Source organism: Pseudomonas sp. B392_1p (assembly GCF_052245235.1).
GTDB lineage: Bacteria > Pseudomonadota > Gammaproteobacteria > Pseudomonadales > Pseudomonadaceae > Serpens > Serpens gallinarum.
In genome coordinates this window covers 109,660-122,014 of record NZ_JBQPXM010000009.1, presented here as the reverse complement: position 1 = coordinate 122,014, position 12,355 = coordinate 109,660, and the positions used below count along the sequence as shown (strand labels likewise).

At 60.2% G+C, this 12,355-nt stretch carries 14 protein-coding genes and 1 pseudogene; 6 read left to right on the top strand and 9 right to left on the bottom strand.

Features of this window, described 5'->3' with window-relative positions; all coding sequences use genetic code 11:
* Positions 1–76 precede the first annotated feature (76 nt).
* Positions 77–853, top strand: a complete 777-nt coding sequence (gene fpr / locus ACTV8E_RS14030; protein ID WP_251836962.1) for a ferredoxin-NADP reductase — start codon at positions 77–79, stop codon at positions 851–853.
* 49 nt (positions 854–902) lie between these two features.
* On the opposite strand, the gene ACTV8E_RS14025 is transcribed toward fpr, so the two are convergent.
* The 3 genes from ACTV8E_RS14025 to ACTV8E_RS14015 form a co-directional block, all read right to left on the bottom strand.
* On the bottom strand, positions 903–1,574 hold the full coding sequence (locus ACTV8E_RS14025; protein WP_251836961.1) for a potassium channel family protein: 672 nt from the start codon (positions 1,572–1,574) through the stop codon (positions 903–905).
* Between the two features lie 79 nt (positions 1,575–1,653).
* Positions 1,654–2,349 carry a tRNA (N6-threonylcarbamoyladenosine(37)-N6)-methyltransferase TrmO gene (tsaA, locus tag ACTV8E_RS14020; protein WP_251836960.1) on the bottom strand — a complete coding sequence of 232 codons (696 nt, stop codon included), beginning with the start codon at positions 2,347–2,349 and terminating at the stop codon, positions 1,654–1,656.
* An 11-nt stretch (positions 2,350–2,360) separates the two neighbouring features.
* Entirely contained in the window at positions 2,361–2,570 is a 210-nt protein-coding gene (locus ACTV8E_RS14015; RefSeq protein WP_443199878.1) for a hypothetical protein, read from the bottom strand.
* Between the two features lie 405 nt (positions 2,571–2,975).
* Here ACTV8E_RS14015 and ACTV8E_RS14010 point away from each other — a divergent pair, with 405 nt between their 5' ends.
* The gene (locus ACTV8E_RS14010; protein WP_251836958.1) at positions 2,976–3,203 is read left to right on the top strand and encodes a hypothetical protein; all 228 of its coding nucleotides are present in this window, start codon (positions 2,976–2,978) and stop codon (positions 3,201–3,203) included.
* A 46-nt stretch (positions 3,204–3,249) separates the two neighbouring features.
* On the opposite strand, the gene ACTV8E_RS14005 is transcribed toward ACTV8E_RS14010, so the two are convergent.
* The 4 genes from ACTV8E_RS14005 to ACTV8E_RS13990 all read right to left on the bottom strand — a co-directional run bounded on the left by ACTV8E_RS14005 (position 3,250) and on the right by ACTV8E_RS13990 (position 7,054).
* Complete coding sequence (locus ACTV8E_RS14005) at positions 3,250–5,790, bottom strand: penicillin acylase family protein (protein ID WP_443199877.1); 2,541 nt, start codon at positions 5,788–5,790, stop codon at positions 3,250–3,252.
* 99 nt (positions 5,791–5,889) lie between these two features.
* Entirely contained in the window at positions 5,890–6,354 is a 465-nt protein-coding gene (locus tag ACTV8E_RS14000) for a DUF2489 domain-containing protein (RefSeq protein ID WP_251836956.1), read from the bottom strand.
* Positions 6,355–6,357: 3 nt separating this feature from the next.
* On the bottom strand, positions 6,358–6,552 hold the full coding sequence (locus tag ACTV8E_RS13995; protein ID WP_251836955.1) for an SEC-C metal-binding domain-containing protein: 195 nt from the start codon (positions 6,550–6,552) through the stop codon (positions 6,358–6,360).
* Between the two features lie 4 nt (positions 6,553–6,556).
* Complete coding sequence (locus ACTV8E_RS13990) at positions 6,557–7,054, bottom strand: LEA type 2 family protein (protein ID WP_251836954.1); 498 nt, start codon at positions 7,052–7,054, stop codon at positions 6,557–6,559.
* A gap of 122 nt (positions 7,055–7,176) precedes the next feature.
* On the opposite strand from ACTV8E_RS13990, the gene ACTV8E_RS13985 reads away from it, so the two are divergent.
* Positions 7,177–7,716 carry a hypothetical protein gene (locus ACTV8E_RS13985; RefSeq protein ID WP_251836953.1) on the top strand — a complete coding sequence of 180 codons (540 nt, stop codon included), beginning with the start codon at positions 7,177–7,179 and terminating at the stop codon, positions 7,714–7,716.
* Positions 7,717–7,738: 22 nt separating this feature from the next.
* On the opposite strand, the gene ACTV8E_RS13980 is transcribed toward ACTV8E_RS13985, so the two are convergent.
* Positions 7,739–8,206, bottom strand: coding sequence for a YchJ family protein (locus tag ACTV8E_RS13980; protein ID WP_251836952.1), 468 nt, complete (start codon positions 8,204–8,206; stop codon positions 7,739–7,741).
* A 576-nt stretch (positions 8,207–8,782) separates the two neighbouring features.
* Between ACTV8E_RS13980 and ACTV8E_RS13975 the strand changes: the two are divergent.
* Positions 8,783–9,142 (top strand): annotated as a pseudogene (locus ACTV8E_RS13975) (OmpA family protein); the annotation flags it as partial.
* A gap of 57 nt (positions 9,143–9,199) precedes the next feature.
* Here ACTV8E_RS13975 and ACTV8E_RS13970 read toward each other — a convergent pair.
* Positions 9,200–9,664, bottom strand: coding sequence for a CopD family protein (locus ACTV8E_RS13970; protein WP_251836951.1), 465 nt, complete (start codon positions 9,662–9,664; stop codon positions 9,200–9,202).
* A gap of 82 nt (positions 9,665–9,746) precedes the next feature.
* Between ACTV8E_RS13970 and dinG the strand changes: the two genes are divergently transcribed.
* On the top strand, positions 9,747–11,891 hold the full coding sequence (gene dinG / locus ACTV8E_RS13965; RefSeq protein WP_251836950.1) for an ATP-dependent DNA helicase DinG: 2,145 nt from the start codon (positions 9,747–9,749) through the stop codon (positions 11,889–11,891).
* Between the two features lie 172 nt (positions 11,892–12,063).
* On the top strand, positions 12,064–12,348 hold the full coding sequence (ihfB, locus tag ACTV8E_RS13960; protein WP_251836949.1) for an integration host factor subunit beta: 285 nt from the start codon (positions 12,064–12,066) through the stop codon (positions 12,346–12,348).
* Positions 12,349–12,355 lie beyond the last annotated feature (7 nt).

The window sequence follows — 12,355 nt, the reverse complement described above, 5'->3', positions numbered from 1 at the left end:
ATTAATTTAACAGATAACCAAAGAGCCGGTAAAATCGCTGTAATTTCTTGCCTTAAGGCATCCTACGAGGACCACCATGAGCAATCTGAACGTCGAGCGTGTGCTCAGTGTTCACCACTGGAACGATACCCTTTTCAGCTTCAAGACCACCCGTGATCCGGGGCTGCGTTTTGAAAATGGCCAGTTCGTGATGATCGGCCTGGAAGCGAATGGGCGTCCGCTGATGCGTGCCTACTCGATTGCCAGCCCCAACTATGAAGAACACCTGGAATTCTTCAGCATCAAGGTAGAGAACGGCCCGCTCACCTCGCGCCTGCAGCATCTCAAGGAAGGCGACAATATCATGGTCAGCAAGAAGCCGACCGGCACCCTGGTCCTGAGTGATCTGAAGCCGGGCAAGCATCTTTATCTGCTGAGCACCGGTACGGGGCTGGCGCCTTTCATCAGCGTGATCCAGGATCCGGAAACTTATGAGCGTTTCGAGAAGGTGATCCTGGTCCATGGCGTGCGTTACGTCAGCGAAGTCGCCTACGAGGAATTTATCACCCAACAGTTGCCGCAAAATGAGTTTTTTGGCGACGCGGTGCGCGACAAGCTGATCTATTACCCCACGGTGACTCGCGAACCGTTCCGTAATCAGGGCCGTCTCACCGAGCTGATGCGCAGCGGCAAGCTGTTCAGTGATATCGGCCTGCCGCCGATCAATCCGCAGGACGACCGTGCCATGATATGTGGCAGCCCGAGCATGCTGACCGACACCAGCGCAACCCTCGACAGCTTTGGCCTGACGGCTTCGGCCCGTATGGGCGACCCAGGCGATTACTTGATCGAGCGTGCCTTCGTCGAGAAGTGACCGTAACGAATACTTCCGAAACCCGGCTTGCCGGGTTTTTTTATGGGCGTTAACGGCGGAGTATGGTGAGGCCAATCAGCCGGGAGACCACCAGGGCGATGTACATTACCCCGGCAAACGCCTCCAGCATGACCAACGCGCGCGCCATGGGATTGAGCGGCAGGATATCGCCGATACCGACGCCGGATAGGGTGACGAAACTGAGGTACAGCAACTCCATCCAGGTGCGGGCCGCTTCAGGTTCGACCAGCGCGGCGAAACTGCCGGGAATCAGAATCTGGCAGGCGTTGTAGAAAAAGGCGAATGACCAGGCGAGCAGAGTAAAGGTAGCACCGGAGGCGAACAGCTCATCGGTGGTGGCGCGCTGATCTTCCATCATGTAGCTGATCAGGCTGCCCGCCGCGTAGAGGTAGAAAGCACCCTCCAGAATGGCGATGGCCAGCGTCAGCTGCCAGCGGGTGGCAAACAGGTTCAGGGCCCACAGGCTAAGCACCACCGCCGCCAGCAGAAAACCGATCCAGGCTTGTGCCGCGCTGCGGCGAACCAGGCGCAATGTGGCCCCGAGAACAACCAGGCCGAAGGCACCGAACAGCGCCCGACCGAATGAGGTGTTTTCCATCCACGGATAGAGCAATACGCCGAGGAGCTGAATGAGCAGCAGCAGGGCCGAAGGATGGCGGGCCAGGTAATTCAGTGGTCCGGGCAGAGGTGTTCGGCCCATGGCGGGCGCCCTCAGGAGGAAGACAGCTCGCTGAGCGTAGTGCCGGTGGGATGCCAGTTCAAGGCCGAGATCTGTGTGATCAATCCGGGTTGCTGACCACTTCTAACACGCGAATCAAGCCTGGCTGCGGATAGTGCCAGCGCACCTGCACATCCCAGAAGCCCACGCCGTAACGGCGCTCGGGCGTGGGTTTCTGGTAGGCGGGGCGCGGGTCTTGCGCCAGGCATTGTTCGATCAGTTCCACCAAGGGCTCCGTCAGGCGCTGGGCATGTTCGCTTGCCTGGAGCAGTGCGGTGGGCGTCCAGTCCACGGCAATTGGCTGCGGCGCATCGGCTGCGATGCTGTTGTGTGCAGACGGGAGGCAATCGGCATAGGGCACGTAGGGTTTGATGTCCACAATCGGTGTGCCATCGAGCAAATCGATACCCGACAGCCACAGGCGTCCGGGTTCGACCTTGTCCAGGCGCACCACGGATTGGCCAATGCCATTGGGACGATGGGTCGCCCGCGTGGCGAACACACCGAGGCTGCGGTTGCCACCCAGACGCGGCGGGCGCACTTTGAGGCGCGGGGTGTCTTCCAGCGCTTGATGAAAGAGGAACAGCAGCCAGACGTGACTGACCTGCTCAAGGCCCTCCACAGCCTCGGGTTGATCGAACGGCGCGACCAGTTCCAGGACGCCACGGGCAGCGGGCGCCAATTGTGGCTGGCGCGGAATGGCGAATTTCTCCTTGAAGCAGGAGCGGACGTGGCCGATCGGTGTGATGCAATGCATGGCGGAGTGACTCACTGCGCTGACACGTGTTGGGTGGGGCGGCAAGCGGCATTGCGAAACGGGCCGGCGGCCTTGCGCCAGCCCGGACCGGGACTGGTTTGTGCGCAGATCCGCTGGCCATTGAGCAGGCTTTCCCAGCTGAACCAGGGAGCCGGTGCGGCATGAGCGGCGGCAGTGAACAGGGTTGTGAAGAGAACACAGGCTAACAAGTGTCTGGGCATACCAATCATCCGCGACAGGGCGGGGCAGATGATAAAGCAGTGGGCGATCGAGCGCCCAACGTTGCTACAGTCACTCACCGGCAAAAGGGAATTCCCTGCTGATGTCGGGCTCTATGTCTGAGATCACCCACAAAGGAGGGCGGTGTAATGCGGACTTCACACACGCAACAGACAGTCGTTGGGAGGAGGGTTCTCATTAACGGGGCGGACGTATTTGGTGACCCGGAGCAACCGCCGCCTCCCGGGCCGCCACCGTATCCAGGCGAGCCCGGTGAGCCGACCATACCGGATGAGCCGCCGCCCAAGCCCATCGCCTGAGCAAAAACTATTCAAACGGGCGAATTAATGGTGAGAGCCTACGCTGAAGTTGAGTACTGCAGAGTATTTATAAAAAGGAGGCAGACCATGGCCCGATGGATCATTACCTACAACAAAGACAACAACACCGCCACTCTGGAAATCGAATCGGCCAAACAACCCAACCTGGAACAGGCCGTTCGGCATACCTTGAAGTGGGCCCGCCAGCAGTTTGAGGCTCAGGAACCCAGCGAGGTGGATGGAGATTTGCGCGGGCCGGCTGTACTGCTCTCGGAGCTGTATGGCATCACCATCACCGGTATCACCCAGGCATAGCCAGCTGACGACCCGCATCCCTTACTCGGGGTGCGGGTCGTTATTTTTAGCGGGCAGGGAGCAATATCAAGCGTTCAGTGCCGTAGGTCTGTTGAAGATTTTCGGCCTTGAACGGAAAGCTCTGATAATCGCCCTGGCGCCAGGCATCGATGCCGTCGGCGTAATGGGGACTGGCCGGATTGTCGGATTGACCGCTGCTGTTCAGGCCGATCAACGGTTCGTCGTGACCAAAATCCACAATGATGCGCATGGCAGGTATCAGCCAGGTATCAAAACTCTGACCCCACTGGTACGCCGAAACGTTCAGGGTGCTGTGATCGCCTCCGGCAGGGTAAGGCCCCCGGTTTAGATAACTGTCCAGTGCTCGTGTGCCGATCCGTTGACTCGCGCTCATGTAAGGGGCCAGTTTGCTGGCGTCGGTGGTCCAGGTGTAGCGGTGCAACGCGCCCCATTGCCAACCGTTGCGGTCGCGGCCGAGGCGCTTTTCCAACAGCGCCACGGCGCCCGCCAGACTGCGGGCGAGAATGGCCGCCTTGTCTTCATGCTCGGCTGTGTTGACGTCGTCCCAGAACGGACTGTCGTCGCGGCCCAGCAAGTGGTCGGCCTGGGCCGAATAGGAGCTATCAGCCACGCTGACCAAGGCCTGCCAGGCAGGGCTGTCGTCAGGTCCAAGCTCGTCCAGGAATGTCTGTCGGGAGCTTTCATGCAGGAACGCGCCATAGAGCGCGGCATCGGCAGAGTCGCTGGCCAATAGGCCGTCAAAGGCAAGCAGGCGAGCCAAAGCTTCACGGGCTTGGCTGCGCTGTGCTGCAGGCAAGGCCTGGATGGTGTGTTCAAGTGCTTTGGCCATTCCGGGCTCGGTGAGCATGGCCTGCAGTTTGGCGACGAAGGGGCTGGACTGGTCGTACTGCATGGCAATCGTGCCTTGGATGTCATGACGGCGGGCGCCATCGAGCCACTGACCGATGCGTTCCGCCCGCTCCGGGTAGTACCAGGAATTGGACAATTGCACGCCGTAACCGCTGGGCACGCTGCGGTGATTGGCGGTGCCGAGCCAGCCTTGCTGAGGGTTTTGATCGTAGGGGTGCAGGTCCGGGTCGGCAAAGCCGTCCCAGGCATAGGCGTTATCCCAGCCGGGCGAAGGCAGCAGACCGCGGCCGGCACGGCGGCTGGGGTAGCGCCCGGTGACTTGCCAGGCGATGTTCTGCGCGTCGGCAAAGACGATATTCAGCGACATGGCGCGAACGTCGCGGGTGGCGTCAAAAGCCTGGTCCACCGTTTTTGCCATGGACAGGTTGAAAAAGGCATCCAGGCTCTGGTCGGCTTCCAATTGCACGCTGCGGTAGGCCAGGCCGTAGCGGCTGGTCAGCGCCTGGGGCTGCAGCGTGTGCTTGGACTTGCGCAGCGCGCCGTTGAGCAGCGGGCCGTTGCGGGTCTCGTGTATCAACTCGCGCACCGGCTTCTGGCCCTTGATGAAGAACGTCTCGTAGCGCTCACGGGTTGGCTGCCACTGGCTATCGGCCAAATACTGCAGGCGTCCGTTGTCATCCTTCAGGCGTTCAAGAAACAGGTCCTGGTTGTCACCCATGACCATGGTCATGCCCCAGCCCAGTGCGCCGTTGTAACCGGCCACCACCGCAGGCACACCGGCGACCGAGACGCCGGCGGCCTGGAAGTGCGGGGTGCGCAGATGCACGAAATTCCACATGGACGGCATGGCCAGGGGCAAATGGGTGTCATTGGCCAGCAGGCTCTTGCCGCTGCGACTGTGCGAAGGCGCGACCGCCCAGTTGTTGGAGGCGGCCACACCGAGCATGTTCAGGCCGGCAACTTGGCGGGCGGTCTGCTCTAGGGCCGCCAGGCCAGGAATCTGGCCGGTCAGGTCAAGTCCTTTGAGCTTGTCTGCCTCGTCAAAGGGCAGCGGTTCGTCGGGGTAAACAGGTAGCAGCCAGGCGAGCTTCTCAGTGCCGACTTTTTGTGCCAGCACCAGGGCGGCGATTTCTTCCCTCAGGTTGACCGCCAGGCCAAAATTCAACAGGCAAAAGATCAGCACCGAATCTTTGGCCTGCCACTCGACGGGCTGATGGCCGGACTCGGCCAGGCCCATCGGTAACGTGTCGCGATGCTGAGACAGATACGCATTGACGCCCTTGGCATAGGTGGCGAACAGCGCTTTCAGTTCCGGCGACGCATGGCGATACAGTACCTCGGCGCTCTGGCGCAGGTTCACCGTGCGCATGAAACGGTCGATGTCCAGTACACCGGGGCCGACCATTTCTGCCAGGCGCCCCGATGCCATCAGGCGCATGCCGACCATCTGGCTCAGGCGGTCGCTGGCATGCACGTAGCCCAGCGTGAACAGCGCATCGGGCAAGGTGTGCGCTTCAATCAGCGGCATGCCCAATGCATTGCGCCGCACTGAAGCGCTGTCGGCCAGTTCATGAAAGGTCAGGGTACCCTGGGTTGGCGGCACGCTGTTGCGGTAGCGGGCATCCAGCAGGCTCTGACAACCACTCAGGGTCAGTGCTGTCAGCAGGGCGGCGCAGAGCGCAAGGGGAGATAGCAGGCAAGAGGGGCGGGGCAGCATGCACGGCGTTCCTTGTGCAACGAAGTCGGATCGCCAGCTTAGCAATACACCAGACGCAAACCCCAACCCAAAAGCGGGGCTTGAGCCTGGTTGAAGCGATTACGGACTGATGTTCTTGATCAGTGCATCATTGAGCAGCCAGCGAGAAGCGGCACGGACGGCCGCCTTGTGCTGCAGTTCCAGCTCGCTGAACTGGCTGCGATAGCGTTGCCGCTCACGGCGATCCAGAGCCTTCCAATCCCCATGGGTCGGCACATGGGCCGTGGCTGCGTACAGTTGATGAAACACTGCACAACGCGGATCCTGGCTGAGTTGGGGATCATAGTTGTCCATCAGCACCTTGATGCGGATGGCGCCTTCAATCAGCGGCAACTGCTCATCAAGCAGGCTGCCGGCCAGAATGCGCAAGTCCCCACCCAGCTGCTCATGATGGCGCTGCTCGGCAGCCGTCTGCCGGCGCTGTTGATGCCAGACGCGCCGCCATAGCCAGAGGGCATACGCGGCGAGGCCTGCGATGATCAGCAAGGCAAGCGCAAGCAGGCTCCAAACCAACGCTGGGCTCACTGATCAGGCACCGTGACACTTCTTGAATTTCTTCTCGCTGCCACAGGGGCAGGGGTCGTTGCGACCGACATCCTTGAGCGGATTGCGCAGCGGTTCGCTGGGGCCATGATTGCAGTGTGGGCCGTGGACATGGTGTTCATGACCATGATCGTGATCGTGGTTGCAATCGGGGCCGTGGACGTGGGGTTCTTGGGACATGGAACTACTCCGGAATGATATCGCCGGGGATTATCTCGCCGTTGCGCAAAAGGTGCACGCGTCTGCCTTGCATCAAGCCTGTTTTGATCACGCCCTGAAGCTGATAGCGAATCGGCTGGTCAGGTTTTTCCAGCAGTTTGATCAGGTCGCGCATGTGTCGCCAGAGGTTGGTATGCAAGGCTACCTGAACGATCTTGCTGCCGTGCGCCGGCACGATGAAGAAGCGCTCATACTCGGCATCCGCCAGTTTGAGTTCATTGAGTTGCAAGCTGTAATTGATGCCACGAATCGGCAGGCTGCGGTCGTTGGGGTTGGTAAAGCGAAAGTTCAGGCGAAATTGCTGTTCCAGCAACTTGGCCTCGATGACCTCGACATTGAGCAACTGCACATCAGGATCCTGATAGTTGCTGCCCATCCAGGTTGAACAGCCGCCGAGCAGGGACAGCAGGGCGGCGTACAGGCTGACGCTGACTATTCTTATTGTTCGTGCCTGCAAGGACATGTCTTGGCTCCGAAGGAAGGACCGCAGTGTAACAAGCAAAAGCTGGGCTGCAATCGATTGTAGCGGGCGAAAAGGCTGCGCCATACTGCACTGCGAACGAGACGAATAGGCCAGGTGGGCTGATGAAACGCTATGAAGTCGCTTTTGCTGGTCGGTTGCAACCGGGAGTCGACCCCGCTCGAGTCAGGGCGAATCTGGCACAGCTGTTCCAGGCTGATGAATCCCGTATCGAGGCGTTGTTCTCCGGACGTCGTGTGGTGATCAAGAACAACCTTGATGAGGTGGCGGCGGAAAAATACCGCGCGGCACTGGCGCGGGCGGGTGCGGTGGCTGAGGTCTGTCCTCAAGACGCTGAACTACCCCAGGAGATTGAGCAGTCTGCGTATACGGCGCAGCCAAGGTCGGTCTCAGTCCCAGCTCCGGGACGTCTCGAAGTCGTTCCACGCGACGAGTACATGGCGGCTTTCAGTGCTGTGCAAGCGCCGGATTTCGGGCTGGCGCCGGTGGGAGCCGATTTGCAAGACGTCACACCGTCGCCAACGGCACCGGCCATTCATGTGAGTGCCTTGGCATTGCTGCCCGTGGGCAGCGATCTGGGACAGCGGATCGAGCCGGTAGTGGCCAGCGTGCCGGACAGTAGCCATTTGCGCGTACTGGATTAGTGCTGCGAGTGCGGGTCACCGCTTAAACAAACGGGCCGCAACACTTCTTGAATTTCTCCCCACTGCCACAGGGACAGGGGTCGTTGCGTCCCGCCTTAAGTGGCACCGTGGGGTCGATAAAATACCAGCGGCCCTGGTGTTGAACGAAGGCGGAGCGTTCATGGGAATGGTGTTCGCCCTCGCCGTCGTGCCAGCGCGCGGTAAAGCTGACAAAGGCATGTTCGGGCTGCCCGCCAAGTACTTCAGCGTTTTCCACTTCCAACCCTAGCCAGACGCTTTGCGCGCTCCAGGCCGCCATGCCGGCGCGATCCAGTCCGGCTTGCTGGGCTGGTAGCGTGGTGTCCACCAGGTAGTCAATCAAACCCAGCACATAAGCGCTGTAGCGCGAGCGCATCAACAGTTCGGCACTGGGCGCCGGAATATCAGTGTGATAAGGGCTACAGCAATCTGCCAGTGGCAGGCCACTGGCGCAGGGGCAGGCGGGACTCATGGTTGCCACCAGTGATTCAGTACGGATGCGGTTGATTGTTTGGCCAGCGACTGTATCCCAATTAACCATTGCAAGGAATGCGCAACCAGTCGCTGCTGCGCGAAGGCCCCGAATATGCGCGCCGGCCACTTTGCAGGGAACCTCGAGGAGCCTGTTCTCGACTAACAAGATGCGGCCCGGCGGAGTATTGAAGTGCCGGGGGTATCCATGGCTCGGGGCGGTGAAACATCTCGCCTAGCGTACTTCCGTTGCGCTGTCTTAACTGCTGGGTATCGGTTCGAGCCGATTCATCAGGAGGCATCCATGAGCATCGTAAGGAAAGCGGTACCGTTGTTGGTAATAACCGGCGTGCTGAGCGGTTGCGCGGGCGTACAAAAAAGTGACTGGCCTACCTGTGCAGCCCTCGGTGGTGTCACTGGTGCGGCGCTGGGTGCTTTTGAAAGCAGCAGCTATGCGGGCTGGGGTGCGCTCGTCGCTGCGGTTACTGCGGGGGGCTACTGCTGGGTGCACGGTCAGGGCGAAGAGGTCGTGGCCTATACCGAGCCTGAACCGATTCCGGAGCCTGCTCCTGAGCCGGTCGCAGAAACGGTCCGGGTCGAACTGGATGTTAAGTTCGACTTCGACAAGGCGGTGGTCAAGGAGGGTAGTTTTGATGATATCCGCGATCTGGCGGAATTCATGAAGCAGTTCCCACAGACCACCACGGTGGTGGAAGGACACACCGACTCGGTGGGTACCGACAGTTATAACCAGCAGCTTTCCGAGCGTCGGGCCATGGCTGTGCGTGAAGTGCTGGTCAACCAGTACGGCGTACAAGGCGGACGTGTGGATGCCATCGGTTATGGCGAGGCGCGTCCAGTGGCGGATAACGCGACCGAAGAAGGTCGCGCTATCAACCGCCGCGTCGAGGCTGCCGTCGAAGCGCAGATGCAGTGATGGCTGCCATCCGGGCAGCGCTCCCCGTCGCTGGCGAGGAGCTTGCCCGGAAGGCGGTTACAGCAGTGGTCTGGCGCCAGCAATGGCCATCAGTGCCAAGCCGAGCATGAGGTTCACGCCTACCTGGCGCCGTATGTGACCAAGCGTAGCGCCGCCCGCCGACCAGTTCTGCTCCGTCACGGCGCGCCGCAGTTGCGGGACCTGCAACAGGCTGACGCGTAAAAACAGGGCCAGCATGGCCAGGTACAGGCCGATCATCAGGTGTACATAAGTCGGTGCTGTTTCGAAACCGCTGAAGCGCAGATGCAACATGCCTACGCCAGTGACGGGAAGTATGACCACCGCTCCCCACACCCAGTGGAAAAAACGCGGAAAGACCTCGGCCCACAGCCCCAAACGTTCCGGTGCCTGCAAGACAGCGCCGGCTGCCGGGCGCAGGATCATCCAGGCGAAGAACATGCCCCCTACCCAGATCAGGGCGGCTAGCAGATGCAAGGCGTACAGCAAGGCAAACGAACTCATCGGTAAATCTCCGCTGATGGATGGGGCGCGCTATCATAGCGGTCCCTTGTGAAACACTGAAAATATATACAGCTCCGCGCCCATGCTCAGCACCGAACTCAAGTCCCAGATTCAGGGCGCCTACACCCGCTTTCTTGAAGCCAAGGGCCTCAAGCCCCGTTACGGCCAGCGTTTGATGATTGCCGAAGTGGCCAAAATGCTTGGCACCATCAGCACCGATGATGAAGGACGCCGGGACGGCGAGCCGGCTATCGTTGCCGTGGAAGCCGGTACCGGTACCGGTAAGACAGTGGCCTACAGCCTGGCCGCGATTCCCGCCGCCAAGGCCGCCGGCAAGCGCCTGGTAATCGCCACCGCCACCGTGGCCCTGCAGGAGCAGATCGTCCATAAGGACTTGCCGGACCTGATGCGCAACAGTGGCTTGAACTTCAGCTTTGCGCTGGCCAAGGGCCGTGGCCGTTACCTGTGCCTGTCCAAACTCGACCTGCTGCTACAGGAAGGGCATGCACAAAGTGCCACAGCACAACTGTTCGAAGAGGAAGGCTTTAAGCTTGATGTAGACGAAGCCAGCCAGAAACTGTTCACCCAGATGATCGAAAAGCTGGCCGGCAACCGCTGGGATGGCGACCGCGACAGCTGGCCGCAGGAGTTGGCCGATACTGACTGGTCGCGACTGACCACCGATCACAGCCAATGCACGGGCCGGCATTGCCCGAATTTTCAGCAGTGCAGTTTCTACAAGGCTCGCGAAGGCATGACCAAGGTCGACGTGATCGTCACCAACCATGACATGGTGCTGGCCGATCTGGCTCTGGGCGGCGGCGCGGTGTTGCCGGACCCGCGCGAGACGATCTACGTTTTCGACGAAGGCCACCATTTGCCGGACAAGGCTATTAATCATTTTGCCCACTTTTCACGCTTGCGCTCCACTGCTGACTGGCTCGGCCAGGTAGAGAAGAATCTCGCCAAACTGCTTGCTCAGCATCCTTTGCCTGGCGAACTGGGCCGGTTGATCGAAGGTGTGCCGGAACTGGCCCGTGAGCTGCGCAGCCAGCAGCAATTCATGTTTGCCGCCTGCGAACAGTTGGCTGACTTCAAGACCGGCGAGGACATGGAAGGCCGCGAACGGCCGCGCCATCGTTTTGTCGGCGGCGTAGTTCCAGAGCACTTGATCGAGCTGGGTAGTGAACTGAAAAAGGGCTTTGCCAAACTTACCGACCTGTTCACCCGGATCGCCGAACTGCTCAAGGAATCCATGGACGACGAACCCGGCAACGGCCTGAGCAGTGCCCAGGCCGAGGAGTGGTATCCGCTGTTTGGTAGCCTGCTCAGTCGGGCCCAAGGCAACTGGGAGCTGTGGACCGCTTTCACCGTCGAGGATCCCGAAGACAGCCCCCCCATGGCACGCTGGCTGACCCTGGCTGAAACGGGCGCGCTGTATGACATCGAGGTCAACGCCAGCCCGATTCTGGCCGCCGAAACCTTGCGCCGTAACCTGTGGAATGTGGCCCATGGCGCCCTGATAACGTCGGCGACGCTGACGGCGTTGAACAGCTTCGAACGTTTTCGCATGCGTGCCGGCCTGCCCCGCGTTGCTGTTACCGCCGTGGTGCCCAGCCCCTTCGCCCATGCCGATGCCGGTATTTTGCACGTGCCTGATCTCAAGGCGGACCCGAGAGATGCCACCGCACATACCGCAGCGATCATTCGCGAATTACCACGCCTGGTGGACGGTGCGCACGGCACCCTGGTGCTGTTTTCGTCGCGCAAGCAGATGCAAGACGTGTTCGATGGCCTGGAGCGGGACTGGCGCAAGCGGGTGTTGATCCAGGGCAACCTGTCCAAGCAGGAGACCCTCAACAAGCACAAGGCGCGGGTTGATGATGGCGAGCCAAGTGTGTTGTTCGGTTTGGCCAGCTTTGCTGAGGGTGTCGACTTGCCCGGTGCCTATTGCGAGCACGTAGTGATCGCCAAGATACCTTTCGCGGTACCGGATGATCCGGTTGAAGCGGCCTTGGCCGAATGGATCGAGGCGCGTGGGGGCAATCCCTTCATGGAAATCACCGTGCCGGATGCCTCACTCAAGCTAGTCCAGGCGTGCGGTCGTCTGTTACGTACAGAGCAGGATCGCGGCACCATCACCTTACTGGATCGCCGTGTGGTTACCCAGCGCTATGGCAAGGCGATTCTCAATGCGTTACCGCCGTTTCGCCGCGAGATCGAATAACCTTACCGTCGCAAACCAGGCCACAGCTTTGCAATGACGCAAGGCCGTGCCTGCGTCGCCATTCCCGATCATCACTTTTCCAATAACTCGGCCTGGGCTGTTCAAATTCTGTTCAGCATGCTAAAACCAATTGCAAATGTTGGTCTAGCCGCTTGAAAAAGAAGGGAAAACCATGACCAAGTCGGAGTTGATCGAACGGATTGTCACGCAACAAGGGCAGCTCTCGTCGAAAGATGTCGAACTGGCCATCAAGACCATGCTTGAGCAGATGTCACAGGCTCTGGCCACCGGGGATCGAATCGAAATTAGAGGGTTTGGCAGCTTCTCTCTTCATTACCGCGCCCCACGGGTCGGTCGAAACCCAAAGACCGGGCAGTCCGTGAGCCTGGATGGCAAATTCGTGCCGCACTTCAAGCCCGGTAAGGAATTGCGTGATCGGGTGAATGAAGACGAATAACCCGCTA